General features: G+C 36.2%; 19 protein-coding genes and 1 pseudogene. 16 read left to right on the forward strand and 4 right to left on the reverse strand.

The genetic code is table 11. The features are described 5' to 3' along the window. The first annotated feature begins 2 nt into the window (after window positions 1–2). The 12 genes from CP355_RS00450 to CP355_RS00505 all read left to right on the forward strand — a co-directional run bounded on the left by CP355_RS00450 (window position 3) and on the right by CP355_RS00505 (window position 8611). Window positions 3–323 (forward strand): cyclic-di-AMP receptor, encoded by a 321-nt coding sequence (locus CP355_RS00450; protein WP_025005213.1) that lies wholly within the window; start codon window positions 3–5, stop codon window positions 321–323. Beyond that, window positions 324–1181 carry a DNA polymerase III subunit delta gene (locus tag CP355_RS00455; protein ID WP_098043657.1) on the forward strand — a complete coding sequence of 286 codons (858 nt, stop codon included), beginning with the start codon at window positions 324–326 and terminating at the stop codon, window positions 1179–1181. Between the two features lie 10 nt (window positions 1182–1191). Beyond that, on the forward strand, window positions 1192–1542 hold the full coding sequence (yabA, locus tag CP355_RS00460) for a DNA replication initiation control protein YabA (protein ID WP_025005212.1): 351 nt from the start codon (window positions 1192–1194) through the stop codon (window positions 1540–1542). A 1-nt stretch (window position 1543) separates the two neighbouring features. Then, the gene (gene rsmI, locus CP355_RS00465) at window positions 1544–2398 is read left to right on the forward strand and encodes a 16S rRNA (cytidine(1402)-2'-O)-methyltransferase (RefSeq protein WP_025005211.1); all 855 of its coding nucleotides are present in this window, start codon (window positions 1544–1546) and stop codon (window positions 2396–2398) included. A gap of 3 nt (window positions 2399–2401) precedes the next feature. Further along, window positions 2402–3136 (forward strand): acyl-[acyl-carrier-protein] thioesterase, encoded by a 735-nt coding sequence (locus CP355_RS00470; RefSeq protein ID WP_087175990.1) that lies wholly within the window; start codon window positions 2402–2404, stop codon window positions 3134–3136. Between the two features lie 58 nt (window positions 3137–3194). Beyond that, on the forward strand, window positions 3195–3713 hold the full coding sequence (locus CP355_RS00475; protein ID WP_025005209.1) for a folate family ECF transporter S component: 519 nt from the start codon (window positions 3195–3197) through the stop codon (window positions 3711–3713). 25 nt (window positions 3714–3738) lie between these two features. Continuing rightward, window positions 3739–4473 (forward strand): tRNA (adenosine(37)-N6)-threonylcarbamoyltransferase complex dimerization subunit type 1 TsaB, encoded by a 735-nt coding sequence (gene tsaB / locus CP355_RS00480; RefSeq protein ID WP_087235482.1) that lies wholly within the window; start codon window positions 3739–3741, stop codon window positions 4471–4473. Next, complete coding sequence (gene rimI / locus CP355_RS00485) at window positions 4457–5029, forward strand: ribosomal protein S18-alanine N-acetyltransferase (RefSeq protein ID WP_025005207.1); 573 nt, start codon at window positions 4457–4459, stop codon at window positions 5027–5029. The genes tsaB and rimI overlap by 17 nt, the downstream gene beginning before the upstream one ends. Continuing rightward, window positions 5026–6075 carry a tRNA (adenosine(37)-N6)-threonylcarbamoyltransferase complex transferase subunit TsaD gene (gene tsaD, locus CP355_RS00490; protein ID WP_098043658.1) on the forward strand — a complete coding sequence of 350 codons (1050 nt, stop codon included), beginning with the start codon at window positions 5026–5028 and terminating at the stop codon, window positions 6073–6075. The genes rimI and tsaD overlap by 4 nt, the downstream gene beginning before the upstream one ends. A gap of 138 nt (window positions 6076–6213) precedes the next feature. Continuing rightward, on the forward strand, window positions 6214–6927 hold the full coding sequence (gene deoC / locus CP355_RS00495) for a deoxyribose-phosphate aldolase (protein ID WP_087235481.1): 714 nt from the start codon (window positions 6214–6216) through the stop codon (window positions 6925–6927). Window positions 6928–6936: 9 nt separating this feature from the next. Beyond that, complete coding sequence (locus CP355_RS00500; protein WP_098043659.1) at window positions 6937–7908, forward strand: Gfo/Idh/MocA family protein; 972 nt, start codon at window positions 6937–6939, stop codon at window positions 7906–7908. Next, the gene (locus CP355_RS00505) at window positions 7901–8611 is read left to right on the forward strand and encodes a GntR family transcriptional regulator (RefSeq protein ID WP_087235479.1); all 711 of its coding nucleotides are present in this window, start codon (window positions 7901–7903) and stop codon (window positions 8609–8611) included. The genes CP355_RS00500 and CP355_RS00505 overlap by 8 nt, the downstream gene beginning before the upstream one ends. Window positions 8612–8828: 217 nt before the next feature. On the opposite strand, the pseudogene CP355_RS00510 reads toward CP355_RS00505, so the two are convergent. Together CP355_RS00510 and CP355_RS00515 are read right to left on the reverse strand one after the other, a co-directional pair. Next, window positions 8829–10225, reverse strand: a pseudogene (locus tag CP355_RS00510) (ISLre2 family transposase). 213 nt (window positions 10226–10438) lie between these two features. Further along, a complete protein-coding gene (locus CP355_RS00515) occupies window positions 10439–12352 on the reverse strand; it encodes an ABC-F family ATP-binding cassette domain-containing protein (RefSeq protein WP_098043660.1) in 1914 nt (637 codons plus the stop codon). A 173-nt stretch (window positions 12353–12525) separates the two neighbouring features. On the opposite strand from CP355_RS00515, the gene CP355_RS00520 reads away from it, so the two are divergent. The 3 genes from CP355_RS00520 (at window position 12526) to CP355_RS00530 (ending at window position 14513) form a co-directional block, all read left to right on the forward strand. Then, on the forward strand, window positions 12526–13173 hold the full coding sequence (locus tag CP355_RS00520; protein ID WP_025005199.1) for a redox-sensing transcriptional repressor Rex: 648 nt from the start codon (window positions 12526–12528) through the stop codon (window positions 13171–13173). Window positions 13174–13311: 138 nt separating this feature from the next. Further along, window positions 13312–13770, forward strand: coding sequence for a LytTR family DNA-binding domain-containing protein (locus CP355_RS00525; RefSeq protein ID WP_025005198.1), 459 nt, complete (start codon window positions 13312–13314; stop codon window positions 13768–13770). Beyond that, window positions 13767–14513, forward strand: coding sequence for a hypothetical protein (locus CP355_RS00530; protein WP_087175998.1), 747 nt, complete (start codon window positions 13767–13769; stop codon window positions 14511–14513). Before CP355_RS00525 ends, CP355_RS00530 begins: the two co-directional genes overlap by 4 nt. Window positions 14514–14546: 33 nt before the next feature. Here the strand turns inward: CP355_RS00530 and CP355_RS00535 are convergent, their stop codons facing one another. Next, window positions 14547–15533: a LacI family DNA-binding transcriptional regulator gene (locus CP355_RS00535; protein WP_087175999.1), complete on the reverse strand. Its 987-nt coding sequence runs from the start codon at window positions 15531–15533 to the stop codon at window positions 14547–14549. A 12-nt stretch (window positions 15534–15545) separates the two neighbouring features. Beyond that, window positions 15546–17003 (reverse strand): sucrose-6-phosphate hydrolase, encoded by a 1458-nt coding sequence (locus CP355_RS00540; protein ID WP_098043661.1) that lies wholly within the window; start codon window positions 17001–17003, stop codon window positions 15546–15548. A gap of 221 nt (window positions 17004–17224) precedes the next feature. Here CP355_RS00540 and CP355_RS00545 point away from each other — a divergent pair, with 221 nt between their 5' ends. Continuing rightward, window positions 17225–19174 carry a sucrose-specific PTS transporter subunit IIBC gene (locus tag CP355_RS00545; RefSeq protein WP_098043662.1) on the forward strand — a complete coding sequence of 650 codons (1950 nt, stop codon included), beginning with the start codon at window positions 17225–17227 and terminating at the stop codon, window positions 19172–19174. The last annotated feature ends 160 nt before the right edge of the window (window positions 19175–19334 follow it).

The following is a 19334-nucleotide window of genomic DNA, read 5'->3' on the forward strand; positions in this document are numbered from 1 at the left end:
AAATGAAATTAGTAATTGCGATTGTACAAAAAGAAGATTCAAATAATCTACAAAGAGCATTTGTTAAAAGCAATTTCCGTGCTACTAAATTAGCAACTTCAGGCGGCTTTTTGAGTCAAGGTAACACCACATTTTTAGTGGGATGCAAAGATGAAGAAGTCGATGATGTACTAAAAGTAATTAAGAAAGAATCACGGGCAAGAGAAGAAATCGCAACACCACATATGATTTCTACAGGGTATGAAATAACCCAACCATTAAAGGTTACTGTAGGTGGTGCAATTTGTTTTGTTGTTCCAGTTGATAAGTTTAAGCGTTTTTAAATGATTGATATTTCTAATGTAGGGACGAAGCAAGCCCAATTTTTACAAAGAGCATACCAGCAAAAGAAATTAGCCCATAGCTACTTATTCGTAGATAGCGATGAGAGTCGCGCACTTAATACGGCTTATTGGTTAGCTTGTTTATTTAATTGTACTGGTGAAAATAAACCGGATGGGACTTGTCAAAATTGTAAACAAATTTTATCTGGTAATCATCCAGATGTTCTATTAGTTGAACCTGAAGGTAAACAAACTTTGGGAATCGATCAAGTGCGGCCCTTAAAAGAAGAATTGGCCAAAAGTCCGGTTGAAAGTAGTCGGCGCTTTTTCTTTATTAATGAAGCTCAAAAAATGACCTTATCCGCAGCTAATGGTTTGCTTAACTTGCTAGAAGAGCCCGTTGCTCCTGTAGTTACAATTTTAATTACTAATAATAGTGATCAAATTTTACCAACAGTTCGATCTAGAACTCAGATTATCAATTTTGATAATGGCGAAAAGCCTACCGGAAAGACTGCATTGTTACTAGAAAATGGTTTTTCTAAGAGTGAAATTGAAGAACTGGGTAATCTTGATAAATTAGATCAGGCAATAAAATATTTCTACCAAGAAATGCTAGAACATAATAGTTTGGCTTTAGTTAGTGCACATAAGCTGTCGGAGAATGCTAAATTAGTATCAGAGCAGCGCTATATTTTGGTTAAGTTGAAGTTATTAGCAGAACATGATCTGTCTGATTCGCTTAAGCTAAATATAGCTGCACGAATGCTAGATAATTTGGTTGAAATAGATAAAATGCGTTTAAGCAATGTTAATTTTCGCAATTCTTTAGATTATCTTGCTTTAAATTGGAAGTAGGTGTTTTAAATTGGATCCATATTTAAAATTGCAGAGACTGAAGGAAACAACTGAAAATATGACTAAGACTATTGCTAGTCTTGAGAATGATATTTTAGATACTTTAAAAGAAAATACTGAATTAAAAGTAGAAAATCAGTTGCTTCATGAAAAATTAGATAAATTAACTGCAAATCAGCCTGCGCCGGAAACTAAGACGCAAAGTGGTTTAGAGTCATTAAAGAAGATTTATGATTCTGGTTACCATATTTGTAATATGTATTATGGCTCACATCGTGATCCTAGTGCAGATTGCATGTTTTGTCTTGATATTTTAGATAATTTTGGCGAAAAAAAAGGCATAAAGAAGGATGGCAGATAAATTGAAACGGCAAAGCAGCTATGCAAAAGATGAAGGTAAGTTATACCTGGTTCCTACACCTATTGGTAATTTAGAAGATATTACAATTAGAGCTAAAAAAGTTCTGACTGATGCAGATTACATTGCGGCTGAAGATACCAGAACTAGTGGAATTTTACTAGAAAAAATTGGCGTTCATAATCGCATGATTTCATTTCATAAATATAATTCTAAAGAACGTGCGCCAGAATTAATTAAATTAATGAAAGATGGTGCAGTAATTGCGGAAATAAGTGATGCCGGGATGCCGGTTATTTCTGATCCAGGATATATCTTGGTTCAAGAATGTATTAAAAATGATATTCCAGTGGTTCCTCTTCCAGGTCCGTCTGCTTTTGCGACCGCACTTATTGCTTCTGGTTTTGATGCGCAGCCATTTACCTATTACGGCTTTTTACCACGTAAAAGTTCTGAACAAAAACCCTACTTTGAACAAATGAATCAAGCTAAGGCCACATCTATCTTTTATGAGGCACCGCATCGTTTAGCTAAAACACTGAAAAATTTAGCTACTGTTTTACCTAAAGATCGTCAGATTGTAGCTGCACGTGAATTAACTAAAATTCATGAGGAATTTATCCGTGGTAGCGTTGAAGAAGTAACCGAATATTTTGCTCAAAATGCACCTCGTGGAGAATTCGTAATTTTGATTTCACCAAATACTGAGGCACCAAAACAATTGTCTTGGCCAGAACTGATTGATTTAGTCAATGCCTTAGTAGAAAAAGGCGAATCAAAGAAAGATGCGATTAAGCAAGTAGCTAAAGAGCATCATGTTTCTAAGAATGAGTTATATGATCAATATCATCAAAAATAAATTATGAAATATACTGAAAACTACCAGATTGAATTTAGAGATTGTGATGAAAATCGTCGTCTAGAGTTGCCGGCTATGGTTGAATTATTGATGCAAGTTTCAGAACATCAATTAAGTAACAGCCATGCTGGTACAGATGATTTAATAAAAAGAGGATTAGGTTGGGTGGTTACTCAATATCATTTTGATATTAAGCGATTACCTGAAGCCGGTGATCAAGTCATTTTGAGTACTAATGCCAGTGGATACAATCGTTTTTTTGAATACCGTGATTTTGGTATTAGTGATTCTGAAGGGAATCCATTGGTTAGCGTAAAAAGCCAATGGGTCATGCTTGATCTTAAAAAGCGCCATTTAGTTCCTGCCGATGTAAAAATGATGGAAGATTGGGGCGTGCCATTACTGAAGAAAATGCCCCGTTTTCCTCGTTTGAGAGCACAAGATAATTATGAGAATAGAAGAAAATATCGGGCAAGATATGATGATTTAGATACTAATCATCATGTTACAAACAGTCATTATTTTAGTTGGTTTGTTGATATGTTAGATCGTGATTTCCTAAGAAATCATGTAGTTAAAACTATTGATATCAAGTTTGATAAAGAAGTACATTATGGCGACGAGATAATTTCTTGCATGAATTTAATACAAAATGATGCTACCAAATCCTATCATGCGGTTGAAACGAATGACGGAAATGAGCAGGCAGTCTGCGAATTGAAGTGGCGTGAGATATAATAAAAGACATGACAAATTGGTCATGTTTTTTTCATGATGAGAGAGGATGGAAAAATAGATGAATGCAAAAAAGATTTTACGTACAGATTTGCAACAGATGATTTTTTTGGGCATGATAGTCGCAATGAAAATTATTTTGGGGCAATTTTCATTTGGTCCAACTACGGTTAAAGTAGGCCTAGGCTTTATCGGTAGCGTATTATTAGCTTACTTTTTTGGTCCAGTTTGGGGCACAATTGGTGGTGGAATCAGTGACTTGGTCTCCTCTGCTATTTTTGGCAATCAAGGAGGCTTCTTTATTGGTTTTACTTTGACTGCAATGGTTGGGCCATTAATTTATGCATTATTTTTATACGATCATCCAGTTAAAGTGTGGCGAATTGTTGCTTCAACAATTTTAGTAACAATTATTGTGAATATCGGAATGAATACATTGTGGCTTCATCTGATGTACGGGATGAATTTTAACGCTGCTTTAGTTCAGCGATTGCCTAAAGAAATGATTATTCCTTGGGTGCAAATGGTTGTAATCTACGTTGTATTGCAAGCTGTTTCTCGTGTTAAAATAAAAAAGTAATTTAAGCAGAAAGAGAATAATATTAATGAAAATCTTAAGTGTTTCTACAGCTACTAATCATTTAAGCGTTGCCTTAAATGAAGATCAACAAGTTATTGTTGAGAAGAATGAGCGAGATGAACGTAATCATAGCGAACACCTTGATCCATTAATTGAAGAGATTTTAAAAGAAAATAAATTAACTTTAAACGATATAGACCGTTTTGCTGTAGCAATCGGACCAGGTTCATACACCGGTTTAAGAATTGGAATTACTACTGTTAAAATGTTTGCTAGCATTTTAAATAAAGAAGTAGTTGGTATTTCTACTTTGCAAGCTTTAGCTAAAGGGGTTAAAGAACCAGCTTTAGTAATTACCGGTTTAGATGCTAGAAATGATAATTATTTTGCTGCAGGATACATTAGTGGGGACATTCCTAAAAATGTAATTCCGGATGGTCATTACAATATCGACGTCTTGATTAAGGCTATTCAAGAATATGCAGCACAAAATAAGGTCGATAAGATTGTATTTGTTGGTTCTGGTCTTGAAAAGCAAGATGAAAAGATTAAAGCTTTGAATATCCCATATGAATATGGCACCGATGAGCAAAATGTGATTCATGCTGGCTTAATTGGTCAATTAGCAATTGATGCCCAACCAGTAGATCCAGATAAGTTATTGCCAAGATATTTGCGCAGAACGCAAGCAGAAGTAGATTGGCATAAGAAAACAGGAAAGCCATTCGAACCGGATAGTCATTATGTTGAAGAAGTTTAATCAGTTTTTTCATCAATCAGTTAATCAAATTGATATGAGTTTTACGCCATTTATTACCAATGTAAATGGCAAAATCTTGCAAGTAATGCAAGCTAATGATGATAATATTCCAGATCTATTAGTATTAGAGCAGCAGGTTTATTCTGGAAGAACCCCTTGGAACCAATTTTCTTTTGCAACCGAATTGAGAAAAAGAAATAATTCTCTTTATTTAGTGGTTTATCACGCCTCAAATTTGGTAGCATTCATTGGTGCAAGATTTAGTCCAGAAGAAACGCATATTACTAATATCGCTGTTTCTCCGCTTTATCAACATCAACACATAGGTCATTATTTGATGGAAATGATGATCAATCGTGCTCGTGAGAATGACAGTGATTGCGTGACTTTAGAAGTACGTACGGATAATGAGATTGCTCAACGGTTATATCGCTCATTAGGATTTACAAGCAATTTTATTCGTAAAAATTATTATCAAGATACTCATACTGATGCAATAAATATGGTTTTATGGTTAAAGCCACATCAAATTAGAAGAAAGAAGTTTACGTTTTGAGTGAGAAAAAAGATATTCGCATTTTAGCTTATGAAAGTTCATGTGATGAAACTTCCACAGCTGTTATCAAAAATGGACGTGAAATTGAAAGTTTAATTGTGGCAACACAAATCAAGAGTCATCAAAGATTCGGTGGTGTAGTACCAGAAGTTGCCAGTCGTCACCATATTGAAGTTGTTAGCCAAATTACTAAAGAAGCTTTGAATGAAGCAAACTGTGGTTGGAAAGACATTGATGCTATTGCGGTTACTTATGGCCCAGGACTTGTCGGTGCGCTTTTGATCGGTGTTAGCGCAGCTAAGGCAGCCTCAATGGCTACTGGTATTCCTTTGATTGGTGTCGATCACATTATGGGTCACATTATGGCAGCGCAATTAAAGGATGAGATTGAATATCCTGCTTTGGCATTGCAAGTTTCTGGTGGACATACTGAAATTGTCTTGTTAAAAGATCCAGTTCATTTTGAAATTATCGGTGATACTCGTGATGATGCCGCTGGTGAAGCATACGACAAGATTGGCCGTGTACTTGGGGTAAATTATCCAGCAGGTAAGACCATTGATGCATGGGCTCACGAAGGAAAGGATACCTTTAACTTCCCACGTGCAATGATGGAAGATGATGACTATGATTTCTCATTCTCAGGACTCAAGTCAGCATTTATCAACACTTGCCACCATGCTGATCAAATTCATGAAAAGTTGAATAAATACGATTTGGCTGCCAGCTTCCAAGCTGCGGTAATTGATGTTTTAGCACATAAGACGATTCGTGCAATTAAGCAGTACAAGCCTAAGACCTTTATCATGGGTGGTGGAGTTGTTGCTAACCATGGTTTGCGTGATCGCATGAGTGCAGAAATTGCTAAACTACCTAAGGCAGATCAACCAAAGGTGATTTTACCAGATATCAAGCTTTGTGGTGATAACGCTGCGATGATTGGTGCTGCTGCATATAATCTTTATAATGATAATCAATTTGCGGATTTGACTTTGAATGCTGATCCATCACTTGAATTGCCATATGCTAAGAGCATGTTGAATTAAATAGAATAGATAAAAAATCCTAGAGAAAATCTAGGATTTTTTATTATGTAATTACATATATGTTGACTTTTATTTAACTAGGCTATAATATCATATATGTAAGCAATATGTTATTACATAATAGAAGAGGCTTAAATTATGAAATACACTTTAGATGATTTTGCTAGATTAATCGATCACACTAATTTGCATGCTGACGCAACTGAAGCAGATATGAAGAAACTTTGTGATGAAGCTAAGAAATACCACTTCAAGATGGTTGCCATCAATCAGGTGCAATCCAAGTTCTGTTCAGAACAACTTAAGGGTACCGATATCGATACTGGTGCAGCCATTGCCTTTCCTTTAGGACAACAAACCATTGAATCCAAGGTCTTTGATACCAAAGATGCGATTAAAAATGGCGCTAATGAAATTGACTATGTCATTAATATCACCGAATTAAAGGCAAAGAACTATGACTACATCAAGCGTGAAATGCAAGAAATGGTTGCTGCTTGTCACGAACACAACATTCCATGTAAGGTAATTTTTGAAAATTGCTACCTAACTAAGGATGAAATTAAGAAGTTAGCTGAGATTGCTAAAGAAGTAAAACCAGACTTTATTAAGACTTCAACTGGCTTGGGTACTGGTGGTGCTAAGGTGGAAGATGTAAAGTTGATGAAGTCAGTAGTCGGTGATGACGTCAAAGTTAAGGCAGCTGGTGGTATTCGCAATAGCGACGACTTTTTAGCCATGGTGCGTGCCGGTGCTGATCGTATCGGTTGTTCTGCTGGTGTGAAGATTTACGAAGCTTTGAAGCGCCGGATGGAAGACGATCATGTTGATGGCATTGAGATTAATTGTTAGGAGTAAGAAATGAAATTAGGAATCGTTGGTAGTGGCCAAATTGTGCATGACTTTTTGTCAGCCTTTGATCAAATGCAAGATGTAGAGTTAGTGGCAATTTCCACCTTAGCCAGATCAAAGTCAGTCGCAGAAAAATTAGCTGAGAAGTATCATATTCAGAAAGTTTACACAGATAACGAAGCAATGTTTGCCGATAGCGATATTGATACTGTTTATATTGGTGTACCTAATTCGCTGCATTTTCCAATTGCTAAACAAGCTTTAACAGCAGATAAAAATGTCATCTGTGAAAAGCCATTAGTTGAGACAAGCGAGCAGGTAAAAGAGCTTAAGAAGACCGCTGATAAACACCACGTTTTGCTCTTTGAAGCAATGACTGTTCTTTATCTGGAGAACGACTTCCACTTAAAAGAAGACTTGAAAAAGATCGGCAAGGTTCATGTCATAGCTTTGAATCTGACACAAATTTCTAGTCACTATGCGGACTTCTTAGCAGGTGTTCATATTCCTAAGTTTGATCGTAAAATGGGTGGCGGTGCTTTAATGGATATGAATATCTACAACATCAATTTCTGTGTCAGTTTATTTGGTCAGCCAAAGCAAATTTCATACTTACCAACAATTCAGCGTGGTACTGACACTTCCGGTATTCTGAATTTAACTTATGATGATAAGCAAGCTAGTTTAATTGCAGCCAAGGATGCAGTTGGACCAACTCGTTCTTATATTGAAGGCGAGAAGGGGTTAATCTACTTTGATGGACCATTAAATGTTCTGCCTGATTATTATGTTCAAATAGGAAAAGAAGAGCCAAAGCATTATAACTTCAATAAGTATGATCACCGCATGATTAGCGAGTTTAATTACTTTGCACGTAAGATCAAAGAACATGATCAGCAAGCGGCCGATGAAGCTGCAGAGCATAGCTTGAATGCGATTAGCGTATTAGAAAAAGCACAGGAGTTTTTGCCTCATGACTAAGGCGAAGTATCAAGAAATTGAAGAAATTTTGCGTAAGCAGATAACTGATGGCAGTTATCAAACCGGTGATCTGATTCCGAAAGAAGTAGAACTTGCAGCTAAATACGAAGTCTCTCGTCCAACGATTAGTCATGCTGTCCAGGGTTTGGTTAATCAGGGCTACTTAGAACGCCGTAAGCATGTTGGTACAATTGTTAAGCAGACTAAAATTGCCCAGGAATTTACTCATGTCATTCAAAGCTATGATTGTGAAATGAAGCAAAAAGGTTTAACTGCTCAGACTCAAGTTCTTTACTTTAAAAAAGCAAAGTCTACAGAAGAGGTAAGGCAAGCTTTAAAGTTGAAGGCGAACGATGAAGTCTACAAGTTAACGCGTTTACGTTCGGCTGATGGTAGTCCTAATGTAGTAGTGACAACATATTTACCTGTAAAATATTTAACTGATTTAGGGCAAATTGATTTTTCAACGCACTCACTTTATCAAGAACTGAGCAAAAGAGATTTGTCGGTGATTCATGTCAAGCGTAAGCTGGAAGTTAAGGCTGCCAATGAGATAACAGCTGATTTATTAGATATTGCAGAAAATGATCCGGTCTTTTATTTCCACACTTATGGTTACACTAAGAAGGAAATTCCGATCGAATATTCTATTGCCACATATCGCGGGGATGAAAATTATTTCTTAATCGATTTAAAAAAATAGAATAAAACCCGGATTTAAAAATGAAGTGCAACACTAAGTGTTAAACAAAAAGGCCATGAAGACCTAAACTTGAAGTGACGAAAAATCAAGAAAGGAAGATCTTCATGACCAATTCAAATTCTAGCATTTCTAAGCACTATCATCAATTAACCAGCGTACAACGTAAGTGTCAATGTTTTTGCGGTAGCCTAAAAACCATTAGTCTGACCTTAATTCCTTAATAATTTATGTGGTTTAACATTCGATTGAATTTACTTAAATAACTTCCGCCAGCAACTTCTGTTGTTAACGCTCCATGTTGAATTTCAATGTGCGTTTCATGACGCCGCTTTAAGCTATCTCTAGCTGCTGCCTGTAGTTTCTTGCGGTCTAAACTGATCAACTTACCTGTCTCAAAGTTACTATTGAGCCATTTCTCTAAGTCGTGATTCTTGATGCAGGTCAATATTCTGAGCATGCCTTCTGCGCCAGCTTTAGACCAGTATTTGCCTTGTCCCTTAACCCGATAAGTGTACTTACGGTGATTACTCTCACAGCTACCGATTGCTTTAGTAACCTTTAAATTACGCATTTTGAACGGCTTGATATCGTCCCAGTGGCTATCAATATAACTGCGAAGTCGGGCGAGATGCTCATAGTTTTGCGCAGTATCTAGCTCATCAAATAGTTTACTTTCAACCGTATTCAAGATTGTATTCACTAAGTCGCGGTCGTACTTAAACTCTAAGGCATAGATTAATTTACCCTGCAGTTCTTGGACAAAGCAAAGACGATCTTTAATCTTCTTGTTCAGATGGAAAACGTCTAAAAAGTGCTCATGTTTACTGCAATGACCAACAATTTCGCCAAAGTCTTTTTTAGTATAACCAGCACCGCCATCGGCATTACTGATAATCAAAGTGTCAGTTAAATCATAAGTGTTAGCTAAATATTCTTTAGCTTCATTCAAAGCATCCAAACGGCTTAACGATACAAATTCCTTGGCATTAACTCGCTCTCTGCGTCATTACGAATACCTTCACAAATCTGATAGCGATGAAACTCTAACCGTCCTTGAGTGCCTTTAATCATGACGCCATCGCCTTCAAGATACAGTACTGACACTTTTTTCTTTGAAGTTTGCGCATCATAACGACTATCGGATTCTTGTTGTTCTTTGATCTTTTGACCAGCAGCTTTGACCAGATTACCTACTTGAGCATGACTAATATTAAAACCTGAAAGGCAATTAACAGCTAAGGCAGTATTGCGATAAGTGGTAACACTACTTACTTCTAAAATATTTCTGACAGCTAAAACACTGTAATGCTTATATTTATCAAAGCCCATTAATTCATCTAACGGATAGCGGCTTTCTGTACCAGCTTTCACATACCTTCTTCTAGAATAAGTTACTTCACCAAAAGCTATATTAATTGAACGTTGATTCTTCTTTTCAATCTGGTAGCCTTGATTCTTCATTGATTCACTTAGCTCTTGATCAACTTGTTCCAAGGCTAAAGCCATTAAGTTTCTAATCAAATTAAGAAAGAAGACTACTAAAGCTTTTTCACGTTTAATAATATTAGTTTCAGACTTTAAAATACCTACGATTTCAGTTACAATTAAATTCATAAAAGACCAGTTTCTAATATGTTTTTTTGCTTAACATCAGACTACTGGTCTTTTTGTTTTGGAGTCAAGTCCTAAATTGGATTTGGCTCCTTTTTAATTTGTAACTAAGCGTCACCGCAAACTATTTTACACTTAGGAATAATAAAATCCGTTACTTAATATAGCCATAAACACAAAAAAGACTACCACATATTGTGGAAGTCTTTAGATATGTTATTCAAAATTATCCATTTCTTCGATTGCTTTTTCCCAAGCGTTATTTGCATCATCTAGCTGTTTTTGAACATCAGATAATTGCTCTTGAAGTGGTCCAAGCTTATCAAAATTGGAAGCAATATCAGGATTTGCCATTTCATTTTGAATACTTTGTTCTTGTTCTTCTAATTCTTCAATCTTTTGTTCAGCTTGGTCAATTGCGCGCTGCAATTTTCTCTTTTGTGAATCACGCTGTTTTTGTTCTTGGTAAGAAAGCTTTTGCTGGCTGACTTGTTTAGTAGGTTGAACTTCTGTTGAAGATGAGGCAGCTATTTCTTGCTTTGCTTTTTCATCAAGATAGTAAGAATAATTACCATTATATATCTTGGCGTGACTATTTCTAACAGAAACAATTTTATTAGCTAATTGATTAATGAAGTAACGGTCGTGAGAAACGAAGAGCAAAGTGCCATCGAAGTCTTTTAGTGCTTTTTCAAGCACTTCTTTTGCTTCGATATCCAAGTGGTTGGTAGGTTCGTCCATCAACAAGAAGTTATCGTGTTCAAGAGAAAGAACTGTTAAAGTTAATCTGGCTTTTTGACCACCGGATAGTTGTCCGACAGTTTTATCAATATCTTTAGCAGTAAAAAGAAAACTGGCCAAGATTGAACGAACATCACGTTCTGGCATTGTCTTATGACGATCCCAAACAGTGTCCAAAACGGTCTTAGAAGGATCAAGTCTTTGCAATTCCTGATCATAATACCCGATGTCTAAAGATGCGCCGTATTTAATGGAACCACCTTTAGGCTGCAATTGTTTCATAATGGTTTTAAGTAATGTAGATTTACCGATACCATTTGGTCCAATAATAGCTACACGATCACCTTTATTAATTTGGAAGGAAATATCACTAACCATTGTTTTGTCTGGATAACCAATAGTTAAATCGTTAAGAATTAAAACTTCCTTACCAGAAGGGCGCTCGCTATTAAAGTGAATTCGAACCTTGTTCTTATGCTTTGGTGGCTTGATTCGTTCGATTTTTTCAAGCTTTTTACGACGACTCTGAGCACGTTTGGTAGTAGTAGCTCTTACTAAATTCTTTTGAATAAATTCTTCGTCTTTTTTGATCTCGGCCTGTTGCTTTTCATATGCTGCTTCTTGATCTTTATCACGTTGTTCACGCTGCATTACGTAAGCAGAATAATTACCCTTAAATGGAGTTAATTTACCAAATTGCAATTCGAAGATTTGAGTTGCCAAATGATCTAAGAAGTACTGGTCGTGGGATACAACCAAAATTGTACCGCTATAGTTCTTCAAAAAGCCTTCCAACCAATCAAGCGTATCCAAGTCAAGGTAGTTAGTAGGTTCGTCTAGCAAAAGCAATGCGGGCTTACGCAGAAGCAACTTTACGAAAGCTAATCTAGTCTTTTCACCGCCAGAAAGGCTGCCAATCTTCTTTTGCCAAGTATTTTCTGGAAACTTGAAACCATTCAGGATACTCTTAATATCTGATTGGTAGGTATAACCGCCTTTTTGTTCAAAAGCAAATTGCTTTTGGTCATATTGCTTAAGCAGTTCCTGGTCTTCGGGATGTTCCGCAATTTGTTCTTGCATGTGAGTTAAACTTTTTGCTTCCTTTATTAAGGGTGCAAAAACAGATTCCATTTCATCCCAAATGGTCTTGTCTTCGTTTAATGCATTTTCCTGAGCAATGTAACCTACATCAATGCCCTTGTTAACAGTGAATTCACCGTGAGTTGGTTCTTGCTCGCCTGTCATAATTTTTAATAGGGTAGTTTTACCGACCCCGTTGGGACCAACTAAACCGATTCGGGCATTAGAATCGATTGAAAAAGTAACATTTTTAAATAAAGTGTTGGCACCAAATTGTTGTTCTAAATCGTGTCCTTGTGCAATAATCATAATTTTTCACCTAACCATTATTCTACCATATGGTAGAAAGTGATCGAATACTAAATACATGTGAAAAATAATCTTTGTGAAAAATATGTTTGGACAAACACCCTGTTAACAGGTATGATAGATATGCTTGATTGTGCATTCACAAACATGAAATACAGTTGGGGGCTTCTATTATGGATAGAATAAAAATTCCAAAAGCAACAGCAAAAAGACTACCTTTATATTATCGTTATTTGATCATTTTAAATGAAGAAGGCAAGGATAAGGTTTCTTCCACTGAACTATCTGAGGCAGTTCAAGTTGATAGTGCTTCGATTAGAAGAGATTTCTCATATTTTGGTGCTTTAGGTAAGCGCGGATATGGTTATGATGTAAAGAATTTGCTGAGCTTTTTCAAAAAGATTTTAAATCAAGATACATTGACAAACGTTGCTTTAGTTGGTGTTGGTAACTTGGGAAGGGCGTTACTTAATTACAATTTTAAGCGAAGCAACAATATTAGAATTTCTTGTGCTTTTGATATTAATAAAAAAATTACAGGTCGTATCCTAAGCGGCGTTCCTGTTTACGATATGAAAGATTTAAAGCAGCAATTAAGTGATCAACAAATTTCAATTGCTATTTTAACTGTTCCTTCAACCGCTGCCCAAAAGACTACTGATGAAATGGTAGATGCGGGAGTTAAGGGAATTATGAACTTTACACCGATTAGATTATCTGCTCCTGCAAGTGTAAGAGTGCAAAATGTAGATTTGGCAACAGAATTGCAAACATTGATTTACTTTTTAGATTCTGAAAAGCAAAAGAACGATGAATTATAATCTTAAAAGACTACTTTTCTAAATGAAAGGTAGTCTTTTTTACCTCTTAGTCATGAAAATTGACCACTTAGTCTAAATAGCTAGTTTTCACGCAAGATTCTTGGTTTAATATAGTTAAGTCGAAGGGAGGGATGAAGCTTGAAGGTAAAATTAAATATTGATCCTAATCAAAAGGAGACAGAAATAGTTATTAATGCTTCGGAATTAACGCCAGAAATTGAACAATTGTATCATGCCTTGCAGAAACAAACGCCTAATCTTGAGCAGATCGAAGCTATCAAAGATGATGTCTCTTATTATTTGAATTTAAGCGACATCCTTTTCTTTGAAACTGACAGTAAGATCGTCATGGCTCATACGACGAAAAATGCTTATCAAGTTAAATACAAATTGTATGAGTTAGAAGATATATTGGGCGGCAATTTTATGCGAGTAGCTAAATCTACTATTTTGAATTTGGATAAAATATATGCCATTACACGTTCGATTTCTAACTGTCAGATTAAATTTGAAGAATCATATAAAACGGTCTATGTATCGCGGCATTATTATCGTGATTTGCGTAATCGTTTAGAAGAAAGAAGGAATTTTCAATGAGAGGTAAATTGGGACGAGCTTTTTGGGGCATCTTCTTTATTGCCTGTGCATTGTTTGTAGTTTTAAACCAAATGGGGATTTGGACTTACAGACTAGGGTTCTGGGCTGCGATTGGGACAGTGATTTTTGCAATCAGTTTATTAGATGGATTAATTAATCGTCGGATCACTGAGAGTGTCTTTTCCGTTGCGTTCATTTTAATGATTTTCGCTGAACCACTACATATTACTCGGTTGGTACCGTGGACTATTTTACTTGCAGCAGTCCTAATTTCAATTGGATTGGGGATTATTTTTCGCAATCGATTTCATACGGTGGTTTATGCAAATAAGAAAATTAAAAACTTTAGGGACAAAAGAGAAAATCTTACAGATCATATCTTTACTGATACAGTAAGCAAAGAACAAGGTTCTCATGTAGTAGTTGATCAAACTATGTCAGACACTTCTCGTTATATTCATTCTAAAGCACTAGAGACAATTGATGTGAATGCTAAAATGAGTGATGTTAACTTATACTTAGATGATGCTCAGGCAGCAAATGAAACAGTGACAATGAATGTCAATATAACAATGACAGATTTGACGATCTATTTACCATTATCATGGCAGGTAGAAAGCAACATGGCATCTACTTTCATGTCAGGTGATTTTGAAATTGATGGTACGTCTAACGGTGGTGGACCAACTTTAATTATTCAAGGTCGTTCGAGCATGAGTGATATCAAAATAGAATATGTCTAAAAAATAAGGCTTGGAAATCTCCAAGCCTTATTTTCATGCGGTTGTTAAACTTTTAATTAATTTAACAGGTAAGATGTAATGCTTTTTGTTAAGTTCTTTATTAGGATCACTAATTCTTTGAAGCAAAAGTTTAACTAACAAAATAGCTATATCATTGATGGGTTGAGCAATTGTTGATAATTCAGAATGGTAAGTTTGAATTTGTTTAGTACCATCAAAGCCAATTACTTTTAAATCTTCAGGTACTTTTAATCCTAACTTTCGTGCTTCTTGTAAAACTAAGATTGCGGTTAAATCATCTGTGCAAACAACACCATCAGGATGATCATTTTGCAGCATTTCGTGAATAGTTATATTCTTCAATAATGTAGAATCAGAAAATGCTACTGAACAAATGTGGGGAGTAAAATTTAAATTTTCTGCTTCGTTTAAATAGGCCTTTAATCGTTGGTCTGTAGGGTTACCTTTTAATTGTTTATTTCCTAAAAAGAAAATTTTATGACAACCACTTTGAATTAAATCATGTACTGCTAATTTGATTCCTTGATAATTATCACAACTGACAATAGGTACATTTTCGGATAATTTACGATCAAAAGAAACAATCGGCAATCCTAATTCTTGATATTCTTCGATTCCTAAATTATGAGCTCCGGCAATAATACCATCAACCTGGTTGGCTAAGAGCATTTTTAGGTAGGCACGTTCTTTTTCTTTATCTCTTTGAGCATTACAAAGGATTATCTTATATCCCTTTTCAAATAAAATGTTTTCGATATCTTGTATTAGTTCCGCAAAAAATGGATTGGTTATTTCTGGGAAAATCAATCCAATTAATTTCATTTTTTTGCCTTGAAGTGATCGAGCAAGGGAATTAGGTTGATAATTTAATTCTTTCATAGCTGTGAAAACTTTATGTTTGGTTTTATCGCTTAAATAGCCATGATTATTAATTACTCGAGAGACAGTTGTTACTGAAACACCAGCTTTTTGTGCAACATCTGTCAATTTTACTGCCATAATATCACCTTATTAAAGGATCGTTTCCATATTGTAGAAAGTTCCTTGATAATTTGTATCTTGATCAAATTTAATTCGTTGGTTAACTGGATCAGTGAAAAATCTGCCAGTTAGAACATGTTCGCCACCGTTAACGAAGATTTCTACTAATGAGTGATCGACAAAAATATCAAGTTTTAAGTCTTCGTGTGGAGTAAAGCTAGTAGATCTAGTGGTGCCATAATCAACTGCTACTTTCTTCCCAGCCTGAGCACGATCCAAAGTTAATTTTCCATCGTTGGTATCAAACTTGATTTGCAAGCTTTCGCTTAAATCATCGTTAGCAGCAAAGTGCAAAGTGCCAGTTTGGTTAGCTGAAATATTTAACTTTAATTCATATTGGCCGGTAGTATTTTCTTTTATTGTCTTACCACTAACTTTTTCTTCATTTCTGCGTAATGACTTGATAGTTTCAACTGGTTCTTGAATTAGTTTGCCATCATGAATACTCAACTTCTTAACTTGGCTTAAGCAGTTAGCCCAATTTTCATCATCGGTTGGGTAAGTGGTATCAGGCAAACCAACCCAGCTAACTTCGTATGCAGTACCATCAGGGGCGTTAAATGCTTGTGTAGCATAAACATCGAAGCCTTCGTCGAGGTTGTGTAAAGGACCTGGGTTGATTAAACAGTGATTTTCAAAATCAATGTCATCGGCAATCACATACATGTTAGGGTAAATATCATCATAGTCTGCAATCTTTTTATCTAAACCTTGAGGGCAGAAAATGACTACGACTTTACCGCCGACGCGAACAATGTTAGGACATTCAATCATGTAGCCTAAAACGTGATCTGATAAGTTTAAGAAGCCTAATTCTTCCCAATTCTTAAGATCCTTAGATTTCCAAACATCAATATGACCGTGTTTTTCAGCTTTGTCTTGTGCACCTAAAATCGCATAGTAAGTGTCATTTTCCTTAAGAATTTGAGGATCGCGGAAATGTTCAGTGATGTGATCAGGATTCTTGAATAAAACAGTTTTGTCTTTGAAGACACCATCTTTATCCATCCAAGCACCAATTTGGTAAGGAGTGCGAACCCAGTTTTCATCACGGTGATTACCTGTGTACATTAAGAATAATTTGCCGTCGATTTCACGAGCAGAACCTGAGTAGGCACCGTGTGAATCTGCCATGCTGTCAGGCTTAACAGCTAAGCCGAGATTGATCCAGTGAACTAAGTCTTGAGACTTGAAGTGGACCCATGATTTTAAACCGTGAACAGCACCAAATGGATATGATTGATAAAACAGGTGATATTCACCATTAAAATAAGAAAATCCATTTGGATCATTAACTAAACCTGAAATAGGGTGTAAATGGTAATGCATTTGATAAGCGGAATTTGCGGCCTCTGCTTGTAAGTCAAGTAAGGTCTCTGCATCCCATTTACTATAAGGTAAATAACGTTTTTCTCTTGTCCATTCCATAATTTTGCCTCCGTGTAAGCGTTATCTTTCATTTGTATTTTAGTAGATAATAAAAAATGTGTCAAACGCTTATCATATTTTATATCAGCAAAATTGGCTTATTAAGTCATAAGTCTGTAAAATAAATAAAGAAATTTCTGTCAAACGATTGACATATTTCATGAATGCGTTATCATAGTTAGTGAATTGAGAATAAAACGTTTACATAGGAGGAAACAAATATGGACCACAGAAAGGTGGCTGAACGAGTAATTAAAGACGTGGGCCGCGACAATATTATCGCTGGTGCTCACTGTGCTACTCGTTTGCGTTTAGTTTTAAAAGATGACTCAAAGGTTGACCAAAAAGCATTGGACAACGATCCAGATGTTAAAGGTACCTTTAAGACTAATGGCCAATATCAAGTTATTATTGGGCCAGGGGATGTTAATGATGTTTATGATGAATTCATTAAGATCACTGGCTTGAAAGAATTATCAACCGATGATTTGAAGAAGGTCGCTGCAGAAGGTAAAAAGAAGAATCCAGTAATGGATTTCATTAAACTTTTGTCTGACATCTTTGTTCCAATCATTCCAGCCTTAGTTGCTGGTGGTTTGTTGATGGCTTTGAACAACTTCTTGACTTCACCAGGACTATTTGGTTCTAAGTCAGTTGTTCAAATGGCACCTAATATTGCTGGCCTTTCTAACATGATCCAAGTCATGTCAGCTGCTCCATTTATCTTTATGCCAATTCTGGTAGGTATGTCGGCGGCTAAAAGGTTTGGAGCTAACCAATTCTTGGGTGCTGCAATCGGTATGATTATGACCACACCTAACTTGGGTGGTGCTACTAAGTTCTGGGATATCTTTGGTTTACATGTTGCACAAACTAACTACCAATACCAAGTTATTCCTGTCTTAGTATCAGTTTGGGTATTATCAATTTTGGAAAAGAGATTCCACAAATGGCTTCCATCTGCAGTTGACTTTACCTTTACACCACTTCTTTCAATTATGATTACTGGTTTCCTTACTTTTGTAATTATTGGACCAGTCTTCAAGGGTATCTCAGACGCTATTACTAATGCAATCGTATGGCTTTACAACACTACTGGTGCCTTTGGTATGGGTGTCTTTGGTTTGACTTATTCAGCAATTGTTACTACTGGTCTTCACCAAAGTTTCCCAGCTGTTGAAACTCAACTTTTGGCAGCATTTGCTAAGAATCCAGCAAGTTCTGGTGACTTTATCTTTGTTACCGCATGTATGGCTAACGTTGCTCAAGGTGCCGCAACCTTCGCAGTTTACTTCTTGACTAAGAACAAGAAGATGAAGGGGTTGGCAAGTTCATCAGGTGTATCTGCACTTCTTGGTATTACTGAACCAGCACTTTTCGGTGTTAACTTGAAGTACAAGTTCCCATTCTTCTGTGCTTTGATCGGTTCAGGTGTTGCTGCCGCATTTGCTGGCTTCATGCACGTAACTGCAGCTGCCCTTGGTTCAGCTGGTTTCCTTGGATTCCTTTCAATTTATCCAAAGACTATTCCAATGTGGATTGTTTCTGTAGCAATCAGTTTTGTAGTTGCCTTTGTCTTAACTTACGTTTACGGTAAGGGTCACTTGAAGGAAGAAGTTGCTGAACAAGATGTTCCAGTAAACGATGCAGATGATTACGCTGAAGAAAATCAAAAGGCAGAAAAGCTCGGTAAGGAGGAATTATCATTAAAGGATGAAGTTATTGCTTCACCAGTTGATGGTACTCCAGAAAGCTTAACTAAGGTTAACGATCAAGTATTCTCAGCTAAGTTAATGGGTGACGGTGCTGCTGTTATCCCTAGTGACGGTACAATTTACTCACCAGTTACTGGTACTGTAACTATTGCTTACGAAACTAAGCACGCATACGGTATTAAGTCAGATGACGGTGCTGAAGTATTGATTCACATCGGTCTTGATACTGTAAACCTTAAGGGTGAACACTTCGAAAGCTTTGTAAAACAAGGGCAAAGAGTTGAAAAGGGCGATAAGCTTGGTACAGTTGACCTTGATGCTGTGAAGAAAGCAGGTTACGACACTACTGTCATGGTAGTAATTACTAACACTGCTAACTACGCAAATGTTCAACGCATTACCGACGCTGGCGACAAACACGGTGATAATTTGATCGCTGTCACAGCTCATAATTAATCATTAACTTATATAACTTACACTTCTCTAGAAAACAAAAAAGTTAAAAAGATAGATAAAATAAAGAAGACACTAAGAAAGATTATTTCTTGGTGTCTTTTTGTGCTAAGTGTATAATTTTTTACGGTAAGTTGAATAAATAATTAAAAAAGCCCAAGTC

Source organism: Lactobacillus sp. UMNPBX4 (assembly GCF_002554115.1).
GTDB classification, from domain to species: Bacteria; Bacillota; Bacilli; order Lactobacillales; family Lactobacillaceae; genus Lactobacillus; species Lactobacillus gallinarum.